The 23,141-nt window shown below is 71.2% G+C and carries 24 protein-coding genes and 1 tRNA gene; 7 read left to right on the forward strand and 18 right to left on the reverse strand.

Annotated elements, in window-relative coordinates; genetic code table 11:
• Window positions 1-44: 44 nt before the first annotated feature.
• The 3 genes from ilvD to otsA all read right to left on the reverse strand — a co-directional run bounded on the left by ilvD (window position 45) and on the right by otsA (window position 4,269).
• Window positions 45-1,739, reverse strand: coding sequence for a dihydroxy-acid dehydratase (gene ilvD, locus ACRQ4B_RS13535; protein ID WP_439691926.1), 1,695 nt, complete (start codon window positions 1,737-1,739; stop codon window positions 45-47).
• A 159-nt stretch (window positions 1,740-1,898) separates the two neighbouring features.
• A complete protein-coding gene (otsB, locus tag ACRQ4B_RS13540; protein ID WP_439691927.1) occupies window positions 1,899-2,681 on the reverse strand; it encodes a trehalose-phosphatase in 783 nt (260 codons plus the stop codon).
• Complete coding sequence (gene otsA / locus ACRQ4B_RS13545; RefSeq protein WP_439691928.1) at window positions 2,674-4,269, reverse strand: alpha,alpha-trehalose-phosphate synthase (UDP-forming); 1,596 nt, start codon at window positions 4,267-4,269, stop codon at window positions 2,674-2,676. The genes otsB and otsA overlap by 8 nt, the downstream gene beginning before the upstream one ends.
• A 119-nt stretch (window positions 4,270-4,388) precedes the next feature.
• On the opposite strand from otsA, the gene ACRQ4B_RS13550 reads away from it, so the two are divergent.
• Window positions 4,389-5,360: a magnesium transporter CorA family protein gene (locus ACRQ4B_RS13550; protein WP_439691929.1), complete on the forward strand. Its 972-nt coding sequence runs from the start codon at window positions 4,389-4,391 to the stop codon at window positions 5,358-5,360.
• A gap of 89 nt (window positions 5,361-5,449) precedes the next feature.
• Here ACRQ4B_RS13550 and ACRQ4B_RS13555 read toward each other — a convergent pair whose 3' ends face one another.
• Window positions 5,450-6,601, reverse strand: a complete 1,152-nt coding sequence (locus tag ACRQ4B_RS13555) for an SLC13 family permease (RefSeq protein ID WP_439691930.1) — start codon at window positions 6,599-6,601, stop codon at window positions 5,450-5,452.
• Between the two features lie 94 nt (window positions 6,602-6,695).
• Between ACRQ4B_RS13555 and ACRQ4B_RS13560 the strand changes: the two genes are divergently transcribed.
• A complete protein-coding gene (locus ACRQ4B_RS13560; protein ID WP_058725532.1) occupies window positions 6,696-6,887 on the forward strand; it encodes a hypothetical protein in 192 nt (63 codons plus the stop codon).
• A 74-nt stretch (window positions 6,888-6,961) separates the two neighbouring features.
• Here the strand turns inward: ACRQ4B_RS13560 and ACRQ4B_RS13565 are convergent, their stop codons facing one another.
• The 3 genes from ACRQ4B_RS13565 to ACRQ4B_RS13575 are packed head-to-tail and all read right to left on the reverse strand — an operon-like array spanning window position 6,962 to window position 10,217.
• Entirely contained in the window at window positions 6,962-7,900 is a 939-nt protein-coding gene (locus tag ACRQ4B_RS13565) for a glycine betaine ABC transporter substrate-binding protein (protein WP_439691931.1), read from the reverse strand.
• Between the two features lie 14 nt (window positions 7,901-7,914).
• A complete protein-coding gene (locus tag ACRQ4B_RS13570) occupies window positions 7,915-8,889 on the reverse strand; it encodes an ABC transporter permease (RefSeq protein WP_439691932.1) in 975 nt (324 codons plus the stop codon).
• Complete coding sequence (locus tag ACRQ4B_RS13575; RefSeq protein WP_439694401.1) at window positions 8,886-10,217, reverse strand: quaternary amine ABC transporter ATP-binding protein; 1,332 nt, start codon at window positions 10,215-10,217, stop codon at window positions 8,886-8,888. Before ACRQ4B_RS13575 ends, ACRQ4B_RS13570 begins: the two co-directional genes overlap by 4 nt.
• 432 nt (window positions 10,218-10,649) lie before the next feature.
• Here ACRQ4B_RS13575 and ACRQ4B_RS13580 point away from each other — a divergent pair, with 432 nt between their 5' ends.
• Together ACRQ4B_RS13580 and ACRQ4B_RS13585 are read left to right on the forward strand one after the other, a co-directional pair.
• Window positions 10,650-12,197, forward strand: coding sequence for an amino acid permease (locus ACRQ4B_RS13580; RefSeq protein ID WP_439691933.1), 1,548 nt, complete (start codon window positions 10,650-10,652; stop codon window positions 12,195-12,197).
• Window positions 12,198-12,371: 174 nt separating this feature from the next.
• Window positions 12,372-12,638: a hypothetical protein gene (locus ACRQ4B_RS13585; RefSeq protein ID WP_439691934.1), complete on the forward strand. Its 267-nt coding sequence runs from the start codon at window positions 12,372-12,374 to the stop codon at window positions 12,636-12,638.
• A 61-nt stretch (window positions 12,639-12,699) separates the two neighbouring features.
• On the opposite strand, the gene ACRQ4B_RS13590 is transcribed toward ACRQ4B_RS13585, so the two are convergent.
• The 8 genes from ACRQ4B_RS13590 to ACRQ4B_RS13625 all read right to left on the reverse strand — a co-directional run bounded on the left by ACRQ4B_RS13590 (window position 12,700) and on the right by ACRQ4B_RS13625 (window position 18,691).
• Complete coding sequence (locus ACRQ4B_RS13590; RefSeq protein WP_439691935.1) at window positions 12,700-13,536, reverse strand: VOC family protein; 837 nt, start codon at window positions 13,534-13,536, stop codon at window positions 12,700-12,702.
• Between the two features lie 117 nt (window positions 13,537-13,653).
• Window positions 13,654-14,274 carry a PepSY domain-containing protein gene (locus ACRQ4B_RS13595; RefSeq protein WP_439691936.1) on the reverse strand — a complete coding sequence of 207 codons (621 nt, stop codon included), beginning with the start codon at window positions 14,272-14,274 and terminating at the stop codon, window positions 13,654-13,656.
• 48 nt (window positions 14,275-14,322) lie between these two features.
• Window positions 14,323-15,657: a sensor histidine kinase gene (locus ACRQ4B_RS13600; RefSeq protein WP_439691937.1), complete on the reverse strand. Its 1,335-nt coding sequence runs from the start codon at window positions 15,655-15,657 to the stop codon at window positions 14,323-14,325.
• Window positions 15,650-16,327 (reverse strand): response regulator transcription factor, encoded by a 678-nt coding sequence (locus ACRQ4B_RS13605; RefSeq protein ID WP_439691938.1) that lies wholly within the window; start codon window positions 16,325-16,327, stop codon window positions 15,650-15,652. The genes ACRQ4B_RS13600 and ACRQ4B_RS13605 overlap by 8 nt, the downstream gene beginning before the upstream one ends.
• A gap of 137 nt (window positions 16,328-16,464) precedes the next feature.
• Window positions 16,465-16,677, reverse strand: coding sequence for an SCO4848 family membrane protein (locus ACRQ4B_RS13610; protein WP_439691939.1), 213 nt, complete (start codon window positions 16,675-16,677; stop codon window positions 16,465-16,467).
• Window positions 16,678-16,872: 195 nt separating this feature from the next.
• On the reverse strand, window positions 16,873-17,799 hold the full coding sequence (locus ACRQ4B_RS13615; RefSeq protein WP_439691940.1) for a hypothetical protein: 927 nt from the start codon (window positions 17,797-17,799) through the stop codon (window positions 16,873-16,875).
• Entirely contained in the window at window positions 17,796-18,254 is a 459-nt protein-coding gene (locus ACRQ4B_RS13620) for an ImmA/IrrE family metallo-endopeptidase (protein WP_439691941.1), read from the reverse strand. The genes ACRQ4B_RS13615 and ACRQ4B_RS13620 overlap by 4 nt, the downstream gene beginning before the upstream one ends.
• Window positions 18,251-18,691: a hypothetical protein gene (locus ACRQ4B_RS13625; protein WP_439691942.1), complete on the reverse strand. Its 441-nt coding sequence runs from the start codon at window positions 18,689-18,691 to the stop codon at window positions 18,251-18,253. Before ACRQ4B_RS13625 ends, ACRQ4B_RS13620 begins: the two co-directional genes overlap by 4 nt.
• A gap of 86 nt (window positions 18,692-18,777) precedes the next feature.
• Here ACRQ4B_RS13625 and ACRQ4B_RS13630 point away from each other — a divergent pair, with 86 nt between their 5' ends.
• Entirely contained in the window at window positions 18,778-19,425 is a 648-nt protein-coding gene (locus tag ACRQ4B_RS13630) for an IMPACT family protein (RefSeq protein ID WP_439691943.1), read from the forward strand.
• Between the two features lie 102 nt (window positions 19,426-19,527).
• Here the strand turns inward: ACRQ4B_RS13630 and ACRQ4B_RS13635 are convergent.
• Window positions 19,528-19,603 (reverse strand) — tRNA-Lys (locus tag ACRQ4B_RS13635).
• 92 nt (window positions 19,604-19,695) lie between these two features.
• On the opposite strand from ACRQ4B_RS13635, the gene bcp reads away from it, so the two are divergent.
• Window positions 19,696-20,166: a thioredoxin-dependent thiol peroxidase gene (bcp, locus tag ACRQ4B_RS13640; RefSeq protein WP_144757367.1), complete on the forward strand. Its 471-nt coding sequence runs from the start codon at window positions 19,696-19,698 to the stop codon at window positions 20,164-20,166.
• A gap of 72 nt (window positions 20,167-20,238) precedes the next feature.
• Here the strand turns inward: bcp and ACRQ4B_RS13645 are convergent, their stop codons facing one another.
• On the reverse strand, window positions 20,239-20,661 hold the full coding sequence (locus ACRQ4B_RS13645; RefSeq protein WP_439691944.1) for a hypothetical protein: 423 nt from the start codon (window positions 20,659-20,661) through the stop codon (window positions 20,239-20,241).
• 260 nt (window positions 20,662-20,921) lie between these two features.
• Between ACRQ4B_RS13645 and ACRQ4B_RS13650 the strand changes: the two genes are divergently transcribed.
• Entirely contained in the window at window positions 20,922-21,170 is a 249-nt protein-coding gene (locus ACRQ4B_RS13650; RefSeq protein WP_022904217.1) for a WhiB family transcriptional regulator, read from the forward strand.
• A gap of 403 nt (window positions 21,171-21,573) precedes the next feature.
• On the opposite strand, the gene ACRQ4B_RS13655 is transcribed toward ACRQ4B_RS13650, so the two are convergent.
• Window positions 21,574-23,073 (reverse strand): sensor histidine kinase, encoded by a 1,500-nt coding sequence (locus ACRQ4B_RS13655; RefSeq protein WP_439691945.1) that lies wholly within the window; start codon window positions 23,071-23,073, stop codon window positions 21,574-21,576.
• Window positions 23,074-23,141: the final 68 nt, after the last annotated feature.

The raw sequence follows: 23,141 nt of genomic DNA on the forward strand, positions 1-23,141 counted from the left end.
GGTGTTCCTTGCCTGGAGGGATGGCGATGGTGCGGGTGTCGACGCTAGCCCGTCACGGCGCCCTTGGCGGCGGACTGGACGAGCTTCGCGAACTTCGCGAGGACTCCGCGGGTGTAGCGCGGGGGCAGCGGAGCCCAGCCTTCTCGGCGGGCTTCCAGCTCGGCGTCGTCGACCAGTAGGTCGAGCGAGCGAGCCGCGATGTCGACACGGATGCGGTCGCCATCGCGCACGAAGGCCACTGGACCTGCGTCCACTGCCTCCGGTGCGATGTGGCCGATGCACAGGCCGGTTGTGCCGCCTGAGAATCGTCCGTCCGTCAACAGTAGTACATCCTTGCCGAGTCCAGCGCCCTTGATGGCGGCGGTGATCGCCAGCATCTCGCGCATGCCCGGGCCGCCCTTCGGGCCCTCGTAGCGGATGACGACGACGTCGCCCTTCTGGATCTTCCCCTCGGTGAGGGCATCCATCGCGGCGCGCTCGCGGTCGAACACGCGGGCAGGCCCCTCGAAGACCTCGGCGTCGAAGCCGGCGGTCTTCACCACGGCGCCCTCGGGCGCGAAGGAGCCCTGCAGGATCGTCAGGCCGCCCGTGGCGTGGATCGGGTTGTCGAGCTTCCGGAAGACCTCGCCGTCGAGCTCCGGCGGGTCGATCTCGGCGAGGTTCTCGGCGAGGGTCTTGCCCGTGACGGTCATGACGTCGCCGTGCAGCAGGCCCGCGTCGAGCAGCGCCTTCATGATCACCGGGATGCCGCCGTTGCGGTCCACGTCGACCATGACGTACTTGCCGAAGGGCTTCATGTCGGCGAGGTGCGGGACCTGCGAGCCGATGCGGTTGAAGTCGTCGAGGGAGAGTTCGACCTCGGCCTCGTGCGCGATCGCGAGGAGGTGCAGGACGACGTTGGTCGAGCCTCCGAGTGCCATGGCGACGGCGATGGCGTTCTCGAACGCCTCCTTCGTGAGGATCTGGCGCGCGGTCAGGCCCATCCGGAGCATGTTGACCACGGCCTCGCCGGAGCGGTGCGCGTAGTAGTCACGGCGACGGTCGGCGCTGGGCGGCGCGGCGGACCCGGGCAGGGACATGCCGAGCGCCTCGGCGACCGAGGCCATCGTGTTCGCGGTGTACATCCCGCCGCAGGCGCCCTCGCCCGGGACGATCGCGCACTCGATCTTCTTGAGCTCCTCCTCGCTCATGGTGCCGGCCTTGCACGCACCGACGCCCTCGAAGGAGTCGATGATCGTGACCTCCTTGAAGGAGCCGTCGGCCTGCTTCACGTAGCCGGGCATGACCGAGCCTGCGTAGAGGAAGACGCTCGCGAGGTCGAGGCGCGCGGCGGCCATGAGCATGCCGGGCAGGGACTTGTCGCAGCCGGCCAGCAGGACGGTGCCGTCCAGGCGCTCCGCGTTGACGACCGTCTCGACGCTGTCGGCGATGACCTCGCGCGAGACGAGCGAGAAGTGCATGCCCTCGTGCCCCATCGAGATGCCGTCGGAGACGGAGATGGTGCCGAACTGGAGCGGGTAACCGCCACCGGAGTGGACGCCCTCCTTCGCTCCCTGGGCGAGTCGGTCGAGGGAGAGGTTGCAGGGGGTGATCTCGTTCCAGGAGGACGCGATCCCGATCTGCGGCTTCTCCCAGTCCTCGTCGCCCATGCCGACGGCCCGGAGCATGCCACGCGAGGTGGTTGCTTCGATCCCGTCGGTGACGACCCGGCTGCGGGGCTTCACGTCGATGTCAGGCATGGAGCGAGTCTAGGCGCAGTTGGGATACCAACTGGACAACAACATGCATCCGCATGGTGCGGACCGGCCTGGAGGAACGGATCACCCAGGTCAGCGCACCGCCTCAGCGAACCTCGGTCGCAGGCTCCCTCGGGGCGCGCCGCGAGTCGCTGGCGCGATTCACCGAGCGAACCGCGCCCGCGCCAGCTGCTTCAGGACGTCGGTCAGGGCCGCCGGGTCGGCGACCCGGTAGCGGGCGAGCGTGTCGCCCTCCCCCACCTTCACGCCGACGTCCCCGTCGCCGAGGACCCGGAAGGCGTCCTCGTCGGTGACGTCGTCCCCGGCGAAGAACACGGCGTCCGCGCCGTGCAGATCCCGCAGGCGCGCGATCGCGTCGCCCTTCGTGACGTGTCGCACCGCGAACTCGAGGATGTCCTTGCCGCCACGCTCCAGGACGTCCGCGTCGGCCTCGTGCGCGGCGGCGCTCGCGGCGGCGTTGGCCTCGGCGGCGACCTCGGCGCTCACCCGGCGCGTGTGCACACCGTGGCCGGCCGGCTTGTGCTCGATGACGACCCCGGGGAACCGGGCACCGACCTCGTCGAGCGCGGCACCGACCCGGGCCACCCGGGCGGTCTCGTCGTCGGACAGTGCGGCTTCGTCGTGGCCGTCGACCCGCCACTCGACGCCGTGCGAGCCGACGAGGGCCATGCCCTCCGGCGCGTGCGTCACCGCGGCGAGGCTGCCGAGCGGCCGGCCGGAGACCAGGACGACCTCGGTGTCCTTCGCGCGGTGCAGCGTCAGGACCGCCGCCCACGAGCCGGGCAGCGCACCGACCTGCGACGGGTCGTCGGCGAACGGGGCGAGCGTGCCGTCGAAGTCGAGGGCGACGATGAGTCGCGGCGCAGCCGCGAGCGTCTCGAGGGCCGCCGCGAGGACGGACTCGTCGGTGGTGGTCTCAGGCATCCCGCGCCTCCCGGGTGTCCTCGGCGGCACGCGCCGTCTGCGCGTCCTGGTCGAAGATCGACATGTTGTCGGTCTGGGCCTCGCGGTGCTGGTCCTTCGGGTCCACCGCGGACGGGTCGATCTGCGCGTTCCGCGGCGCGTGTCGGTCGAGCGCCTCGAGGAAGGAGCGCGACCAGCGCGCCACGTCGTTGTCGCGGACGCGCTTCCGGAGCGCGCGCATGCGCGTCGAGCGCTCGCGGCGCGGCATCTCGATCGCGCGCTGGATGGAGTCCTTCAGCGCGCCGATGTCGTGCGGGTTGACGATGACGGCCTGCTTCAGCTCGTCGGCGGCACCGGCGAACTCGGACAGGATGAGGACGCCGTCGTTGTCGAAGCGGGCGGCGACGTACTCCTTCGCCACCAGGTTCATGCCGTCGCGCAGGGCGGTGACGAGCATGATGTCGGCGGCCAGGTAGAGCGCCACCATCTCCTCACGCGGGTACCCGTGGTGCAGGTACGCGATCGGCTGGTGCCCGATGACCCCGAGGTCGCCGTTGATCCGGCCGACCGTCAGCTCGATCTCGTCGCGGAGCGCCGCGTAGGTGTCGACGCGCTCGCGGCTCGGACTCGCGACCTGCACGAGCGTGGCGTCCTCGACCGCGATCCGGCCGTCCTCGACCAGTTCGCCGAAGGCCTTGATGCGGTGCCGGATGCCCTTCGTGTAGTCGAGCCGGTCGACACCGAGCAGGACCGTCTTCGGGTTCCCGAGGCTCGCGCGGATCTCCCGCGCACGCTCCTGCACCTCGGGTCGGTGCGCGATCTCCTCGAAGCCCGCGGCGTCGATCGAGATCGGGAAGTGCCGCGCCTCGACGTGCCGGACGGTGATGCCCTTGCGGCTGCGCGGCGCGGCCGGGTCGTCGACGGGGACGTCGATCGTCTGCCCCTTGGTCGTGTAGCCCTTGATGTGGCGGACCGCGCGGAGGAAGTCGCTCGCGTCGTCGTGGCGCTGGAACCCGATGACGTCGGCGCCGAGGAGCCCGTCGAGGATCTGCGCACGCCACGGGAGCTGCGCGTAGATGCCGACCGGCGGGAACGGGATGTGGTTGAAGAAGCCGATCGTCAGGTCGGGTCGGCGTTCCCGCAGCAGGGCCGGCACGAGCTGGAGCTGGTAGTCCTGCACCCAGACGATGCCGTCCTGCTCGACGATCTCGGCGATCTGCGCCGCGAAGCGCTCGTTCACGCGCTTGTAGGCGTTCCACCAGTCGCGGTGGTAGCTCGGGTGCTCGATGACGTCGTGGTAGAGCGGCCAGAGCGTGTCGTTGCTGAAGCCCTCGTAGTACTCCTCGACGTCGGCGTCGCTGAGCGGGACCGGCACGATGTGGATGCCCTCGTTGTCGAACGGCTCGACCTCGACCTCGGGCTGGCCGACCCAGCCGACCCAGGCGCCGTCGTTCGCGCGCATCACCGGCTCGAGCGCGGTGACCAGGCCACCGGGCGAGTGCCGCCAGCCCTCGTTCCCGTCCTCGTCGACGACGCGGTCCACCGGCAGGCGGTTGGATGCGACGACGAAGGAGTAGCGGGTCTGTTCGGTGCTGCGGGGTGATGCCATGGGGTGGTGGGGTCTCCGATCCGCCCGGTACGGGCACCGGGGTCGCTGCCGAAGCTACCAGCGTCCCGACGGTCGGTTCACGGCGGATCGGCGGCAGGATGAGTCACTAGGCTCGTCACATGGTCGTGACTCGGGCGTGGCGGAACGGCAACGCGGCGGAGCGAGACTTCCCGATCGACCGGATCTCGGACGTCATCGCCGACGAGGGCGCGTTCGTGTGGGTGGACTACACCGACCCCGACCCGACGGACCTCGAGCACGTCGAGGCGGAACTCGGCATCCACGCGCTGGCCGTCGAGGACGCCGTCGAGCGTGGTCAGCGGCCGAAGCTCGACCGGTACCGCGACAGCCTGTTCCTGGTGGTCTACGACGTCGCCGGCCTCGACGACGCCGGGGACCTCGTGACGCACGAGGTGAAGGCCTTCGTCACCGAGCACGCCCTCGTCACGATCCACGGCGCGGACGTGGACACCGGCGCGGTCGAGCGGCGCCTCGACGCGAACGCGGACATCGCCGACCACGGCGTCCCGTGGCTCGTGTGGGGACTCCTCGACGCGGTCACGGACCACGCCACGAACACCGTCGAGGACATCGAGCGGCGGATCGACGCGCTCGAGGACGACCTCTTCGAGCACGGCGACCCGCGTGAGCAGCAGATCCAGCGCCGGTCGTTCCGCCTCCGGAAGGCCCTCGGAGTGCTCCGCCGCCAGGTGGTCCCGACCCGGGACAGCGTCGCCTCGTTGCTGCACGGCGACGCCGAGACGATCTCCGACGGCATCCGGCCGTACTTCCGCGACGTCGAGGACCACCTGGTGGCGATCGCGGACTCGGTCGAGCAGCTCCGCGACGCGGTGTCGAGCGTCCTCGACACGAACCTCAACCTGTCCTCGAACCGGCAGAACACCGTGATGAAGAAGGTGACCAGCTGGGCGGCGATCATCGCCGTCCCCACCGCGATCACCGGTGCCTTCGGCATGAACGTGACGTTCCCGGGCGAGAGCCACTGGTCCGGACTGTTCCTGGCGATGGGTCTCGTCGTGGTCTCGTCGCTGCTGCTCTACGCGTCGTTCAAGCGTCGCGACTGGCTGTAGCGGCGCGACCGGCCGTCGCGACGCGCCTGGCCGTCGCACCGCCTGGCCGTCGCACCGCCTGGCCGTCGCGACGCGCCTGGCCGTCGCGATCAGATCGTCAGGGCGAGCACACCGGCGACGACGGTGAGCGGCGCGACCACGCAGCCGAGCGCCATGTACCTGCCCCACGACAGGTGGACGCCCTCGGACGACAGTCGTGCGTGCCAGAGCAGCGTCGCGAGGGACGCCCACGGGGTGATGAGGCAGCCCGCGTTCACGCCGACGAGGAGCGCCGCGTAGCGCAGTGCCTCGTGACCGGCCGCCGGCTCGAGGACGAGGTAGGCGGGCAGGTTGTCGATCGCGTTCGCCGCGACCCCGCCGGCACCGCCGAGGGCCAGGAGCGCGCCGGTCCCGGTGCCGCCCGGCAGCGCGTTTACGACGGGGTCGGTGATCCCGGTCGTGTGCAGGGTCTCGACGACGATGAAGAGCCCGGCGGCGAAGACGAGCGTCGACCACGGCACGCGGGAGATCCGCAGCTCCGACGGTGCGCGGAACGCCGCGACCGCCACCAGGACGACGGCTGCGGCGACCGCGGCGATCCACACGGTGACGCCGGCCGTCAGCGCGACCACGAGCGCGACGAGCACCGCCGAGGCCGACCAGAAGAACACCGGGTCGGTCGCCTGCCGGACGGACACCGGCGTGTACCGGCCGAAGAGCTTCCCGCGGAACACGACGAGCAGCACCGCGCACGGGACGACCACGCCGGCGAGGGCGGCCCAGACCATGAGCCCGGCGAACGGGATCGGCCCGTCCAACCCGATGCGGTCGACGGCGAGCAGGTTCGTCAGGTTCGACACCGGGAGCAGCAGCGAGGCGGTGTTCGCCAGCCAGACGGTGGTCAGCGCGAACGGCATCGGCGGCAGACCCACCCGACGGGCCAGGGTGATCACGATCGGCGTGAGGAGCACGGCGGTGGTGTCGATCGACAGGAACACCGTGCACACCACGGCGAGCACGACCACGGCCGCCCACAGCCCGATCGTCCGACCGCCGCCGACCCGCGCGGCGAGGTCAGCGAGCCGGTCGAACACCCCGGCGTCGGCGGCCAGCTCGGCGACGACGGTGAGGCCGAGCACGAACGCCAGGACGGGGACGACCCGGTCGGCGAGCTCGGCGAGGTCGGACAGGGGCAGCAGCCCGAGGGCGACGCACACCGCGCCGACCACGAGCAGGGCTCCCCCGATGACGGCCTGACGCAACGGCGGCTCCTCTTCGCGTGCGCCGGCAGGGCGACCGGCGGCGCTCCAATGTAGCGGCCGGTAGCGTTGACAGGACCAGCGACAGGAGGAACCCGTGCGGAAGTTCATGTTCAGCGGTGCGGTGTGGAGTTCGATCATCAGCGGCTACAGCGTGGTGCAGACCACCCGGCAGGGTCCGCGCGACTGGCGCCTCGCCCTCACCTGGGTGGCGTGGCTCGCGACGACGATCGTCGCGATCGGCACGGTCGTCGAGGACGACCGCGCCGTCAAGGCGCGCCAGCCGTAGGTCGCGGACGCGACCACACAACGGACGGGAGGCGCGGTGCCGGCTGGCACCGCGCCTCCCGTCCGTCTGCTGCGCTACTCCGACGACGTGAGCGAGTCCACGTATTCCTGGTGCTCCGACGCCCACTTCGCGGTGATCGCCGGGTACTCGCTCGGCTTCGCGCCGCTGTTGACGAGCGCGTTCTCCAGCGAGTAGAGCGTGTCGGAGTCCATCGAGAAGTCCGCCATCCACTTCGACGCCGTCGGGAAGTCCTCCCTGACGGACTTCTTCGCGATGGTGTGGATCTCCTCGTTCTTGCCGAGGGCGCCCTTCGGGTCGTCCAGGTCCTTGATCGGGAACGCGTCGTACGCCCAGTGCGGACGCCACAACGTCACGACGACGTCCTCCTTCTTCGCGATCGAGGCCTTGAGGTCCGCGAGCATCGCCGGCGTGGAACTCGTGACGAAGTCCATCCCGTCGAGGCCGTACTGCGGGATGACCTGCTCGGACACGACCTTCGTCTCACCGGCGGCGGGCTCGATGCCGACGATCGTGTTGCCGAAGTCGGACGCGTGCGCCTTGAGCTCGTCGATCGAGTCGATGTCCGAGTACTCCGGCACGGCGAGCTCGAGGGACGCTTGGTCGTTCCAGGCGCCGAGGTCCGTGAGGTCCTTGCCGTACGTGTCCATGTACTCCTTGTGCGTGTTCGGCAGCCAGGTGTCGAACACCACGTCGTAGTCGCCGGAAGCCAAGCCCGTGTAGGCGGGCGCGACGTCGGAGTTGGTGAGCTGGACGTCGTAGCCCTTCTGCTCGAGGACGTGCTTCCAGAGGTAGCTGGCGGCGGTGTCCTCGTCCCAGCCGTTGAAGACGACGACGTGCATCGACTTCTGGTCGCCGTTGTCGAGCGTGCCGGATGCCCCGTAGTAGCCGGGCGGCATGCAGGCGGAGAGGCCGACTGCGGTGGCGACGGCCAGGACGGCCGCGGCCACGGTGCGCTTGGTCCGTGCCGTGCGGTTCGTGTGCGTGCGCTGCATCGTGTGGTCCTTCCTCAGGCGTCGACGGTCTGGCGGTCGGTGACCGCCCCGGTGGGTGCGGCGGTCCGGGCGGTCGCCGGCTCCGGCGTCGCGGTGGCGGTGGGCTTCCGCCGCCGTCCGAACAGCCGGGAGGCGCGGCCCGAGTCGCCGCCGAGCGCTGCGGTCAGCCGGTCCAGCAGGATGGCGAGCACCACGACCGACAGTCCGGCCTCGGCGCCGAGGCCGACGTCGATGCGGTTCAGCGACGCGACGATCTGCTCGCCGAGTCCACCGGCACCGACCATGCCGGCGATGACGACCATCGAGAGCGACAGCATGATGACCTGGTTGACGCCGGCCATGATGCTGGCCTTGGCGAGCGGCAACTGGATCTGCCGGAGGATGCGCCACGGGCTGGAGCCGAAGGCGGCGCCGGCCTCGACGACCTCACCGGGGACCCCGCGGATGCCGAGCTCGGTGAGCCGCACCCCGGGCGCCATCGCGAACACGATGGTCGCGACGATGCCGGGGACGACGCCGACGCGGAACAGCAGGAGCGCCGGGATCAGGTACACGAACGCCGGGGTGGTCTGCATGAAGTCGAGCACGGGGCGGATGACCCGGCTCGCAGCGTCGGAGCGGGCGGCCCAGATCCCGAGCGGGATGCTGAACACGACCGCGAGGCCGGCAGCGACAACCACGAGCGCGAGGGTCTCCATCGCATTCGTCCACTGACCGACGCTCACGATGAAGAGCAGGCCGATCGCCGCGCCGAGGGCGAGCTTCCAGCCCTTCGCCACGAACGCCAGGGCGGCCAGGACCACGACGACCACCCAGAACGGCGGCGTGGAGAGGAAGTACTCCATCCACGCGTCCATCCACGTGAACACGTAGCGGACGACGTCGAAGAAGCCGGAGAGGTAGGTGGTGATCCAGTCGACGATGGCGGCGACCCACGTGCCGAGGGGCAGGTGGAAGTCGCCGAAGGAGTTGGTCCCGGGGGTGATCATGCGTGGTCTCCTTCGGTGTCGACGGTCGCGGCGAGGGTCGAGTCCATGTCGGAGTCGCTGATGCGGGTGACCGGCTCGAGCACCGGGATCGGCATCGTCGCGGTCGGCACGTTGCCGAGCGCCGCGAGCAGCGTGACGCGCGGCACGACGCCGAGCAGGCGCTCCTCGTCGTCGACGACCGCGATGGGCAGCGGCGACTCGACGGCGAGCTCGAATAGGTCGGTCAGTGCGGTGTCCGGGGCGACCCGCGCGAACTCGGTGTTCACGATGGCGTCGAGGTTCGTGTCGCCGGCCTTCACCTGGCGCATCACGTGGCGGTCCCGGACCCAGCCCTCGAGCTTGCGGCCCCGGCCGGTGACGAACACGGCCGCGGTCTGCAGGTCGCGCATGGTCCGGAGGGCGCCGCGCGGGCCGACCGTCAGCGGGACGACGGCACGGGCCGGCTCCATCACGCTCGCGGCGGTGAGCACACGGGCGCGGTCGACGTCCTGCACGAACTGCGCGACGTAGTCGTTCGCCGGGTCGGTGAGGATGTCCTCCGGTGTCCCGATCTGCACGATCCGCCCGTCGCGCATCACGGCGATGCGGTCCCCGAGGAACATCGCCTCGTTGAGGTCGTGCGTGATGAACACGATCGTCTTGCCGAGCCGCTGCTGCAGGTCGACGAGCTGTTCCTGCATCTCCCGCCGGATGAGCGGGTCGAGGGCGCTGAACGCCTCGTCCATGAGCAGGACGTCCGTCTCGGCGGCGAGGGCCCGGGCGATGCCGACGCGCTGCTGCATGCCCCCGGACAGCTCGTCGGGCTTGGCGTCCGCCCAGACGTCGAGGCCGACGAGGGCGATGACCTCACGGGCCTTGGCGAGCCGGGTGGCCTTGTCGACGCCGTTGACCTCGAGGCCGAACGCGACGTTCTCGAGCACGGTGCGGTGCGGCAGGAGCGCGAAGTGCTGGAAGACCATCGACACGCTCGTGCGCCGGATCTCGCGGATCTCCTTCGGCGTCGCCTTCGTGACCGTGCGTCCGCCGATCTCGACGGTGCCCGCCGTCGGCTCGAGCAGTCCGTTCAGCATCCGGATGAGCGTCGACTTCCCGGAGCCGGACAGGCCCATCACGACGAAGATCTCGCCGGGGCGCACGTCGAATGACGCGTCGATGACGGCGGCGGAGCCGAGGTCCCGGACCGCGTCACGGGTGGCGCCGGCGGCGAGGCGCTTCACGGCCTCGGCCGGTCGACGGCCGAACACCTTGTAGGCGCCGTGGACGCTGACGGCGGCCGGTCCGGTCGGGTCGACCGGCGTGCTGGCACGCCGGTCCTGGGGTGGTGCGATGGTCAACGGTGCTCCTCGCGGGTCCGCGGCGCACGGGCGCACGGCGTTCCCGGTGTGGTTGCGGACGGGTCGTCCGGCACCCTGCGTTCGGCGGCACCGCGTCGAGCCCGCGCAAGGGGCGCAGGGCGAGCGATCACGCACGCGGGGGTCGTACTCGGGACGACCCCGGTCCGGCCGACCGTACGGTCGCCACGGTGCTGCTGCGGCGGACGCGTCCTGATCGTCGGTGTCCCCCTGAGGGGACGTTCAAGGCTATCGACGGTTGTCCCCCGTCGCGAATCCGGGTCCGCCGGAATCCCGGCACCGGCGTACCCCGACCACGGCGTGTCGCCCGCTGCGGCGCGGATCGCGATCGTGACCGTCCCGTTGTGGTTCAGCCTCCTCGCATGTTCGTGTGCCGCCCTGCTTCCACACACCTGTAGCGTGTCGCGCATGACAGCGCAGAACGACACCGGGGTGGACCGCGCGCCCGCGAACGACTTCTCGCACGAGCAGGAGGGCTACCAGCACGGTCTGAAGCCCCGGCAACTGCAGATGATCGCCATCGGCGGCGCGATCGGCACCGGGCTCTTCCTCGGTGCCGGTGGTCGACTGCACACCGCGGGACCGGCCCTGGCGGTCGTCTACCTCATCGCGGGCATCTTCGCCTTCTTCATCCTCCGGGCGCTCGGCGAGCTCGTGCTGCACCGCCCGTCCTCCGGGTCGTTCATCTCGTACGCCCGTGAGTTCTTCGGCGAGAAGTTCGCGTACGCCGCCGGCTGGATGTACTTCCTGAACTGGGCGATGACCTCGATCGTGGACACCACCGCGGTCGCGGTCTACCTGAAGTACTGGTCGGCCTTCACCGCGGCGCCGCAGTGGCTCCTCGCGCTGATCGCACTCGTCGTCGTCCTCGCCGCCAACATGGTGGCCGTCAAGGTCTTCGGCGAGCTCGAGTTCTGGTTCGCCCTCATCAAGGTCGCCGCGCTCGTGGCGTTCCTCGTGATCGCGCTCATCTGGCTGATCTGGGCCTTCCCGGTCGAGGCCGGCGGCGAGACCGTCCGCACCGGTTTCAGCCTGTGGACCGACAACGGCGGCATCCTGCCGAACGGGCTCCTCCCGGCCGTCCTCGTCGTGCAGGGCGTCGTGTTCGCGTACGCGGCCATCGAGCTCGTCGGGACCGCCTCGGGCGAGACGCAGGACACCGAGAAGGTCATCCCGCGAGCGATCAACTCGGTCATCGTCCGCATCGCCGTGTTCTACGTCGGCTCGGTCGTGCTGCTGTCGATCCTGCTGCCCTACACCGCGTACAAGGAGGGCGAGAGCCCCTTCGTCACGTTCTTCTCGTCGATCGGCAACCCGCAGGTCGGGGCGATCGTCGGGTCGATCATGAACTTCGTCGTCCTCACCGCCGCCCTGTCCTCGCTGAACGCCGGCCTGTACTCCACCGGTCGCGCGCTGCACTCGATGGGCATGAACGGCTCGGCGCCGAAGTGGACCACGAAGATGTCGAAGGGCGGCGTGCCGTACGCCGGCATCCTGCTCACCGCGGCCTTCACGGTCGCCGGTGTGGTGCTCAACTACTTCATCCCGAGCCAGGCGTTCGAGATCGCGCTGAACATCGCCAGCCTCGGGATCATCACGGCGTGGGGCACGATCATCCTCTGCCAGATGCGGCTCCGCTCGTGGGCCAAGCAGGGCCTCGCGAAGGAGCCGACGTTCAAGCTCCCTGGTGCTCCGGTGACGTCGTGGCTGACCCTGGCGTTCCTCGCCTCGGTGATCGTCCTGATGGCGATCGACTACCCCGTCGGCACCTACACGATCGCGTCCCTCGTGATCGTGATCCCGCTGCTCATCGTGGGCTGGTTCCTGCAGCGCGACCGGATCCTCCGCATCGCCGCACTCCGCGAGGGCGTGACCGGTCCGTTCCCGGTGACCGGGCGCGACCCGGCCAACCTGGTGCGCCGACCGGGCGAGGACGACGGCACGGACGAGCGCTGATCCCGGGACTGTCCGGATAGCGAACGGACGTCCGACACGGACGCAAAGGGGTCCGGCACCCGTCGGTACGATCGGCGGGTGCCGGACTCCTCTGTCTCCCCAGTACCCACCGCCCCCGCGTCGCCGTCGTCCCCCGCGACGTCCGCGACGGGCGCTCCGACGCTCGATCTGCAGTTGACGTGGCGTGGGACCTTCGGCCGTGTCCGGGTGTACGACGACCGGGTGTCGGCCGAGACGAGCTACGAGCGGGACGGGCTCGTGCCCGTGCCGATGGACGCGGTGCACGGCTGGCGCATCGAACCGTGCGACTTCGACGCGGTGTGCGTCGAGTTCGTCACGGCGGACGACACCTTCCGCGTGCTGCTCGACACCTCGGACGAACGGGTCGCCGGGTTGGCGCTCCGCCGGGTGCTCGGCGACCCGCTGCCGTCGGAGTCCTGACGCCGCGGACCGCCGCCTTCGGGCTCGTCGGGCTCACTGCGTGACGACCTGCTCGCCGGACTCAGGCGTCGCCCGGGGCGAACTGGGTGACCCGGAAGGTCGCACCCTGCGGGTCCTGCAGCTCGGCCGCACGCGTCCAGAACCCCTCCCAGCTCCCCAGCACCCGTCCTCCGAGTCGCTCGGCTGTCGCCGCTGCGTCGTCCCGGTCGGCGACGCTGAACGAGACGTGCCAGTCGTCCGGTCCGTCATCCATCCGGGCGAGCGCACCGACGACGTCGGCGAAGCCCTCCGGGGCGCCGGCCTGGCGCTGCCGGATGTCCGGGTCGGAGGTCGCGGCGAGGTGGTCCCCGTACCCGGGGAGGCGCACCATCGCGCTCGGGCCCTCCTCGATGCCGGACACCTGCCAACCGAACAGTCGCTCGTAGAAGGCGATCGCCCGCTCGGGATCGGTGGACCGCAGGTCGCTGAACACCCAGCCGCCCGGCGCGTTGATGTGCTGCGACCCGAGGCGTGCCCGCGCCTGCCACAGGCCGAACGCGGCACCCCGGGGATCGACGCAGTCGACACTGCGGCCCGCCGCTCCACCCGGGCCGGCGTCCTCCGGCACAGCGGCGCTGCCCCCGAGCTCCACCACCCGCGCCGCGACGGCGTCCGCGTCGTCGACCGCGACGTACGTCGTCCAGACGGCCGGGTCCGCACTCGACGCGATCGCGCCGACCTCACGCCCGTCGACGCTGACGATCCGGTACGACCCCGGGACGCCCGGCGGCAGGCGCTCCTCGACGTCCCAGCCGAACAGTCCGCCGTAGAAGGCCTGTGCGGCGTCCGGATCGGGCTGTCGGGCCTCGATCCAACTCGGCACGCCCTGCGGGTACGTGCGAGGGGTCTGGTCGGTCATGGTGCTCCCGGTTCCCCGGCGCTCGGCCGGCTGCCCCTGGTCTACCGCGGACGACCGACGCTCGCGCGGGCGCGCGCGGGCGAGCACGCGCACCCGCACACGCACACGCGCGCGCCGCTAGTCGTCGCCGTCGACCGTGTCGGTGACGACCGCCCCGGACCCGGCGTCGATCCGGACGCTGTGCTTCGTGCCGGAGCCGTCGCGGACATCGCCCTCCCAGACGACCTTCCCGAGGTGGTCGTCGAGACCGAGCTCCGTGATGGTGCCGGCGTGCAGGTCCTCGACCTTCCCGACGGCGTCGCTGACGTCCAGGTCGGCAGCCGCCGTGAACCGGTCGTGCTCGGCCCGGTCGTCCGCGTCCGTCCGCTCGGCACGCGGCGACCCGGTCACCGTCGTGCCGGCCGCGTCGGTGTGCACCTCGTGCTCGACACCGTCCTCGGTCACGACGAGGACCTCGAACGCCGAACCGTTCTGCTCCTGCTCGACGGAGACGACGGTCCCGGACCCGACGGCCGTGCGGGCGGTGCCGACCGCGGCGCGGAGGGCGTCGTTCGACGCGGCGGACGCACTCGGGGCGCTGCTGCCGGGGGCCGCGGCGCCGCTCGAGCCCGACCCGGACCCGGACGCGGACTGCCCGGTCGAGCACCCGACGAGCGCGAGCGAGGCCACGAGGGGCAGGGCGGCGAGCCCGGCGATGCGACGGGCGGAACGGGTGTGGTCGGTGCGGAGTGCGTTCATGCGGCCAGCGTGGCTGCCGGGTGCTGAAGCGGACCTGAAGCGACCTGTTCAGCCACCGAGTGCGATGCGCACCACGAACCTCGCCCCGCCGAGCGGCGAGTCCGTCACCTCGACCCGACCATCGTGCGCGCGCACGGCGTCCCGCACGATGGCGAGCCCCAGCCCGGCACCACCGACGTCGCGGCTGCGGGCCTCGTCGAGCCGGACGAACCGGTCGAAGACCCGGTCGCGCTCCTGGGTCGGGACGCCGGCACCGTCGTCGTCCACGGTGAGGACGGCGTCGGTGCCGACCGCCGCGAGCGTCACCGCCACCCGTGCGTCCGCGTGCCGGACGGCGTTGTCGACGAGGTTCCGGACGACCCCGGCGAGCACACGTTCGTCGCCGAGCACCCGGGCGGCGGCGATCCCGGATCCGTCGACCTGCACGGTCCCGGCGGCGCGAGCCCGTGCGGCGGCACCGAACGCCAGGTCATCGAGGTCGACCGGACGTCGCTGGCCGAGCCCGCCCTCGTCGAGCCGCGAGAGCTCGAGCAGGGCGGTGACGAGGTCCTGCAGTCGGAGCGCCTCGGACCGGACGACGTCGGAGAGCTCGGCGACGTCGGCGCGTTCGGGGTGCGCGGCGGCGACCTCGGCGTGCTGCCGCAGCGTGGCGATCGGCGAGCGCAGCTCGTGGGACGCGTCGGACACGAACCGTCGCTGCCCCGCGGCGGCGCGGTCGAGCCGGTCGAGCATGTCGTTCATGGTGTCGGCGAGGCGAGCGATCTCGTCGCCGGTGTCCGGCACCGCGACGCGCGCGTCCGGTCGGGCCGCCCGGATCGTCTCGACCTCGGCGCGCATCCGTTCCACCGGGCGGAGCGAACGACCGGTGACGAACCAGGTGACCGATCCCATGACCAGTACGAGCAGCGGCACACCGACTGCGAGGAGCGCCACGGTGGCGCCGACCGCGGCGTCGGTCTGCTCGAGCGAGACGCCGTAGACGAGCGTCGCCTCGCCGCCACCCGGCAGGTCCACGTCGTCGGCGACGAGCAGCCAGCGCTCCCCGTCGTGCGACCACCGGGACTCGTCGGCCGTCGGGAGCGCGGGCGGGTCGGCGTCGTCCCCGTGCGCGAGCACCGAGCCGTCCTCGGCGACCACCTGCACGAGGACGTCCTCGTAGCCGCGCACGACGCCGGCACCGTCGTCCTCGACGCGGGCCGATGCCTGGTCGAGGCCGGCCAGGGCGCCCGCCCGCACGCCGTCGAGGAGCACGAGCCGCAGCACCACGACGAACGTCGCCGCCCCGACGAGGAGCGTCGCGAGCACCACGGCGACCGCGCCGAGCGTCGTCCTGGCGCGGACCGACCGCACGCGTCGCCGGCCCCGGACGCGTCGCTCAGCCACCGTCCGCGGCCAACCGGTACCCGGCTCCCCGGACCGTCTCGAGCGACGTGCGCCCGAACGGCCGGTCGACCTTGCGGCGGAGGTGTCCGACGTACACCTCGACGATGTTCGGGTCACCGTCGAAGTCGACGTCCCAGACGTTCTCGATCACGTCCCGTTTCGAGCACACCTGTCCGGCCCGGCGGGCGAGGAACTCGAGCACCGCGAACTCCCGGCTCGTCAGGTCGATCGGCGTCCCGCTCCGGGCGACGGTGCGGGCAGCCGGGTCCACCACGAGGTCACCGACGGTCAGCACCGCCGGGCGCTCACGGGCTCCGCGCCGGACCAGGGCGCGCAGGCGTGCGACGAGCACCGGGTGCGAGAACGGCTTCGTGACGTAGTCGTCGGCTCCGGCGTCGAGCGCCTCGACCTGGTCCCACTCGCCGTCCTTCGCCGTGAGCATGAGCACGGGCGTCCAGTCGGCGTCCGCTCGGAGCTGCGCGCACACCGCCCAGCCGCTGAGGCCGGGCATCATGAGGTCGAGCACGATGGCGTCGTAGGTGAACTCGCGGGCGTGCCAGAGTCCGTCGACGCCGTCGTGGGCGACGTCGACCGCCCATCCCTCGGCCTCCAGACCGCGTCGCACGCCGTCGGCGAGCCGGACCTCGTCGTCGACCACCAGCACACGCATCCCACGATCCTGCCGGGCCCCGCTGAACCGGGCCTGAAGCGCCCTGGGCGCTGGACCGGACGGACGGGAGGCGCGTGGCGGGGCCAGACCGCGCCTCCCGTCCGGCACACGGTCGGCACGGACGTGCCGTGGACGGCTCAGACCAGCAGGAGGATCCCCGCGACGACCGCCGCGACGGCGATCAGCAGCGCGATGAGGAGCAGGACGAGGTGCACGGTGTAGAAGGTCGTCGGCTTGCCGGCGGTGTCGCGCGCACGGGTGTCCTTCGCGACGCGCTGGAAGAAGCGCGGCCAGGTGACGACGTTGAAGACGGCACCGATGAACAGGACGACAGCTGCGAAGACGGTCACCCGACGATCCTAGACAACGCATGTCGGAGCCGGTGGTGCTCGGCCGCCCCCAACGCGGCCGAGTCCCACCCCGGCGGCCACAAGATCTGTAGCACTTGCTACAAACCCTACACGGATCGGTCGACGGCGTCGAGCCATCCAGTGGGATCGGTTTCCCGTTCAACGCCGCGAGTTCCTGCGGCGACCCGAGGACTCCTACGCGGCGTCGAGCGCCGCCTCGGCCTCCGCGAGCGCCGTGCGCTCCGCGTCGCTCAGCACGCGACGCGCACGCCGCGCCCCGTCGTTGATCTCGACGATCAGCCGACTGAGTCGCGTACTCGGGTCGCCGGAGACCGGGTAGGCGTTGTCGATGCCGATCTGCTCGTGGAGCGGTGCGAGCCGCCGCAGCGCGGCGTCCACCCGACGCGAGCGTCGGCGGCGCGAGACCTGGTGGCCGATCACGAGCAGGAGCATCCCCGACGAGACGCAGATGACCGCGCCCGGTGTCGTGACGTCGTACGGCAGCGCGAGGGCGTGCGTCAGGTCGAGGTCGCCGGACAGGTGCGCGAGGTCCATCACCAGGACGACGACCATCCGGACGACACCGAGCACCCCGCCGAGCACGAGCACCCACAGCCCGACGAGGTCCGTGGTCGTGCGGGCCTCGCCCAGGTGCAGCACGCAGATGCACCCCGTCGCACCGAGGGCCACCCCGAGGTAGACCGTCTGCGCCGCCGCGTACACCGTCGCCGCCGGGTGCTGCCCAGCGTCGAGCATGAACGTCACCGTGGTCGGCGGCTTGTCCAGCACGGTGAACGCCACGACGACCACGACGACGACCACCACGCACGTGACGACGATCGCGTTCCGCAACCACGGCCGTGCCGCACCGACGGCCTTCGCAACGCCCCACAGGAGCGTGCTCGTCCCCGCCACCATCAGGCAGTCGCTGACCACCGTGACCAGGTTGAACCCGCCGACGAGCGGATCGAGCCACCGGTAGACCACGTGGACGTTCGTGACGATCGTCGCCGCGAAGAGCAGGAACGTCACCGCGAGGGTGCGGTCCTGGCCGCGCTGGAGCACGAACAGCACCACCGTGCCGGCGATGAGGAGCAGCGCCTGGACGACGGAGACGATCACCCGAACACCCCGCGGAACGCGCTCGGACGGTCGCGGTGGCCGCGGATGAGCCCGGCGAGCCGGTCGGCGAAGACCTCGGCCTCGTGCTCGTACTCGTTCGAGAACAGCCCGCGGGCGAGGGCCCGCTCGACCTTGTACTCCGGCAGGTCCGGGATGACGTCGCGGATGTACGCGGCCTGCGGTGCCTGGTCCTGGTGTCGGTGCAGGATGTGTCCGAGCTCGTGGCCGATGACGAAGGACCGGAAGGTCCGGGACACCGTCGGCGAGATCATGACGAGGTGCTGGTGCTCGAGCGTCGCCACGAAGCCGCACACCGGTTCGGACGCCAGGAACGCCTCCTCACGCACGACGATCGGCTTGCCGACCACCGCGGCCGCGGCCGTCACCGCCTGGTCGACGTCCGACCAGCCCTCCGCGACACCGCGGGCCCAGAACGTCTCGACGAAGTCGCTCATGCGACGCTCCCCCGCTCGGACTCCTCCTCGAGCACCTCGGCGATGCGACGGAGGGCGTCCGGGGACAGCTCGCCGGGGAACGTCCGGGCAGCGAAGCCGCTCACGCGCGCCGATCGCAGCGACCGGACCAACGCGAGCTGGGCGCCGATGCGTTCGGGGACGTCGCTGTCCTCGAGCAGGAAGCGCTCGTCGACCTCGAAGAAGCCCGCGAGCAGCCGGAGCAGACCGGTGTCCCGGTTCCGTCGGCCGTCACCGGAGAGCATGTACGTCCACTTCGCCCGTGACAGGGAACCGCCCTGGGCAGCGACGTGGTCCTCGACCGCGGAGAACGGCACCGGAGCGCCGCGCTGCGCCTCCTCGAAGTCGAGCAGCAGGTTCAACCGGCGCGCGAGTTCGGCGGCGTCGAGGGCGCCGCCCTTCGGATCCGCTGTCGCCATGTCGATCGGACTCCTCCCCAGCCGCACGTCGTGCAGGACATGGTAGCGCGGGCGACCCGATCCCCGCCGCTACCCTCGGGATGGTGATGTCCCGCTTCCCGTCCACGATCGCCGAGCCGGTCGAGCACGAGATCGTCATCACGAAGTCGCGGTTCATCACCACCGTCACGCCGGTGTCGGGCGTCGAGGACGCCGACCGGGTCATCGCCGAGGTGCGACGTCGCCGGTGGGACGCCCGGCACAACTGCACCGCCATGGTGACGGGCGTGCTCGGCGACCAGGCACGGTCGTCCGACGACGGCGAGCCCTCCGGCACCGCCGGCGTCCCGATGCTCGAGGTCCTCCGGCGGCGCGGCCTGACCGACGTCGTCGCGGTCGTCACCCGGTACTTCGGCGGCGTGAAGCTCGGTGCCGGCGGCCTCGTCCGCGCGTACTCGACCTCGGTGTCGGAGACGCTCGACCGTGCCGCACTCGTGCACCGGCGGGCGCTGACCCGCGTGACCGTGGACGTCCCGCACGCCGACGCCGGCCGCATCGACAACGTGCTGCGCGACTGGGTCCGGCACCACGACGCGACGCTCGGCGACCCCGTCTACGGCGCAGCGGCCACCTTCGAGCTCTGGGTGCCGGGGGACGCGGTCGAACCGCTCCGGGCCGACCTCGCCGCGACGTCGGCGGGTGGGATCGAACCGGTGGTCGGCGACGAGCGCGTCGTCGACGTCCCCGCGCCCTGACGAACGATCTCGCGCCCGGACGGCACTCCGGGCGTGTCCGCCCGGTCGGCCACCGGGCCCCGGGAACGACGAAGGCCCCGGTCGTGATGACCGGGGCCTCGCTGGTGCGCCCCCTCGGACTTGAACCGAGAACCCACTGATTAAGAGTCAGTTGCTCTGCCAATTGAGCTAGAGGCGCCTGCCGCACTTCCGTGCTGCAACGGGAAACAACAATAGCATGGGTTTCGCGTGCTCCTGACCACTCGGGGCACCGGACTCGACAGGAGCACCATGACCGACCGTCTCGCCGCCGGCGACACCGCCCCCGACTTCACCCTCCCGGACCAGGACGGCACCGAGCACTCGCTCGCCGACCTCCGTGGCAAGAAGGTCATCGTGTACTTCTACCCGGCGGCGTCGACCCCGGGCTGCACCACCGAGGCGTGCGACTTCCGGGACAACATGTCGTCGCTGCAGGCGGCCGGCTACGAGGTCCTCGGCGTCTCGAAGGACGACCTGCCGAAGCTCAAGGAGTTCCAGCACGAGCAGGCGCTCACCTTCCCGCTGCTGAGCGACCCGGACCTCGCCGTGCACAAGGCGTACGCGGCCTGGGGCGAGAAGAACAACTACGGGAAGATCGTCACCGGCACGATCCGGTCGACGATCGTCGTCGACGAGGACGGCACCGTGCAGCTCCCCCTCTACAACGTGAAGGCGACGGGGCACGTGGCGAGCCTGCGGAAGAAGCTCGGCCTGGTCTGAGGCCGCCACCACACACGGACGGGAGGCGCGCTGCCAGCTGGCAGTGCGCCTCCCGTCCGTGTGTCGGCCCGTCTACTCGACGGGACGGGCGAGCGCGTCCGTCACCGGACGCGACAGCACCAGCGTGATGCCCAGCAGCGCTGGGATGAGCAGTACCCAGCCGACGGCCGGGACCCGGAAGACGCCCTGGAACGCGCCGATCGCCAGCGCCCCCTGCAGGACCTGCCAGACGATGATCCCGGAGCGCACCCACGGGCGACGGTTCCGGAGACCGACGAACAGCGCACCGAGCCAGAGCGCCGCGATCGCCGCCAGGATCGTCAGCGCGATGCCGGAGGCGATGCTCGTGGCCGGTGCGACGAGGAGCTCGACGACGAGGACGATCGTCACGACGACGAGGGCGGCGAACTCCACCCCGACCACCACGAGGAGCGCCACGAGTGCCGGCGACCTCCGCTCGGCGGGGGCGGACTCGTTCGGGGTGGTGTCGGGCACAGCATTCCTCCAGCGTCGGAACCCTTGATTTGGCCCTACCAGTATGGAACGATATTCGAGGTCGTTTGGACGGCACGATGTGGTGTGCGTCTCCCGTGGTTCGACGCTCCTCCCCCGAGCGTTCTGCGGGCGTCAGACTCGCTTCCAGCGGATTCCTCCCCCACAGGTGTCCCCTCGTGCCTCGCGCATGCTCAGCGTTCCGATCCCCGAACCGCGGCCCCGGCCTGCCGTTCGAGCATCGATTTCAAGGAGCACCACACATGGACTGGCGTGACCAGGCAGCCTGCCTCACCGCGGACCCCGAGCTCTTCTTCCCCGTCGGGAACACCGGACCGGCCGTCGACCAGATCGAGAAGGCCAAGTCGGTGTGCGCGCGCTGCACGGTCACCGAGATGTGCCTGCAGTACGCGCTGGAGAACAACCAGGACTCCGGCGTCTGGGGTGGCCTGAGCGAGGACGAGCGCCGCGCGCTGAAGCGTCGCGCCGCCCGCGCTCGTCGCGCCTCCTGACCCGCGCCTGACGCGTCCGACGCCCGCCGCCCCCTCGGGGTCGGCGGGCGTCGTCGTGCGCGGGGCGTGCGGGGCGCGGCCCGCGGCCGCTGCGGCGGCGGTGCGGCTTGGCCGGATCGTCGACCGGCGTTCGCGCCCCGTTCCGGACGTTGCGCCCCGACGTGACGGGGCGCCGTGTCCGGAACGGGGCGCGGTTCGCAGCGGCCGGTCTGGAGGCACGGAACCAGCCCGCGGACCCGGCGCGGCTCGTCCGCGTGGCGGCTTCCGCGACCACAGCGCGGTTCCGCAGGCGTTCGCGCCCCGTTGCGGACGTTGCGCCCCGACCTGACGGGGCGCCGTGTCCGGAACGGGGCGCGCTGCGGTGCGGTGCCGCGCTACGCGGCGTGACGCGCGCGGCGCCGCGCTACGCGGCGGCGGTCAGCCAGCGGAACGGGATGGTGATGGTCACCTCGGTACCGCTGCCGGTGAGCGTGTGCCAGTCGATGGTGCCGCCGAGCTCGCCCTGGATGAGCGTGCGGACGATCTGCGTGCCGAGCCCCGAGCCGACCTTGCCCTCCGGCAGCCCACGGCCGTTGTCACGGACCTGGATGTCGAGGTGGTCGTCGTGGCGGTCGGCGACGATCTCGACCTCGCCGTCACGGCCGTCCAGTCCGTGCTCGACGGCGTTCGTCACGAGTTCGGTGAGACCGAGGGCGAGCGGCGTCGCAGCCTCGGACGGGAGCACCCCGAACTCGCCGGTCTTCTTCGGGTGCACGGTCGTGTTGTGCGAGGCCGCGACCTCGGTGACGAGCTTGAGCACGGAGTCGAACACGTCGTCGAAGTCGACCGTCTGGCTCAGCCCGCTGGAGAGCGTGTCGTGCACGACGGCGATCGCGGCGACCCGTCGCATGGCGTTCTGCAGTGACGTGCGCGCCTCGTCGGAGTGGGTCCGGCGAGCCTGGATGCGCAGCAGGGACGCCACGGTCTGCAGGTTGTTCTTCACCCGGTGGTGGATCTCGCGGATTGTCGCGTCCTTGGTGATGAGCTCGCGCTCCTGGTGGCGCAGCTCGGTGACGTCGCGGCACAGCACGATCGCGCCGATGCGGTCACCGTGGTCGCGGAGCGGGATCGACCGCAGCGACACGGTGACGCCCTTCGACTCGATGTCGGCCCGCCAGGGTGCGCGCCCGGTGACGACCAACGGCAGCGACTCGTCGACGTCGAGCTGGGCGCCGATGAGCTCGGTCGTGACCTCGGCGAGGGACTTCCGCTCGAGTTCGCCCTCGAAGCCCATGCGGTTGAAGGCGCTCAGGCCGTTCGGGCTCGCGAAGGTGACGACGCCGTTCGTGTCGAGCCGCAGCAGACCGTCGCTCGCACGCGGGGCACCACGACGGGGACCGGCCGGGGCACCGATGTCCGGGAAGTCACCGGTGGCGATCATGCCGAACAGGTCGTTCGCACTCGCGGTGAAGTTGAGCTCCTGGCGGCTCGGTGTCCGCATCTCGTCCTGGTTGGAGTGTCGGGTGACGACCGCGATCGGCCGCTCGGTCGTCTCGGCACTCTTCGCGCTCAGCCGACGCAGCACCGGGATCGCCCGGACGCGGGTCGGGGTGTCCTCGTACCAGTCCGGCTCGGCGGAGTCGACGACCTTCGCGCCGGCGAAGCACTCGGTGACCTGTTCGCGCCACTCCTCGCGGATCTCCTGGCCGACGATGTCGCGGTAGAACAGCGTCGCCGCGGAGCTCGGGCGGGCGTGCGCGACCGCCACGAAGGAGCCGTCCTCGGCGGTCGGGACCCACAGGACCATGTCGGCGAAGGACAGGTCAGCGAGCAGCTGCCAGTCCCCCACGAGCAGGTGGAGCCACTCCACGTCGGCTTCGGAGGAACGGCCTTGTGCGAGGACGAGGTCACTGAGGGTCGACACCCGAACAGTCTAGGTGCGGCCCGCTGTGGACAACGGCTCGCTCTCCACAGGGCGGACGCCGTGTCATT

Origin of the sequence: Curtobacterium sp. SP.BCo, assembly GCF_051903265.1 — a bacterium.
GTDB lineage: Bacteria > Actinomycetota > Actinomycetes > Actinomycetales > Microbacteriaceae > Curtobacterium.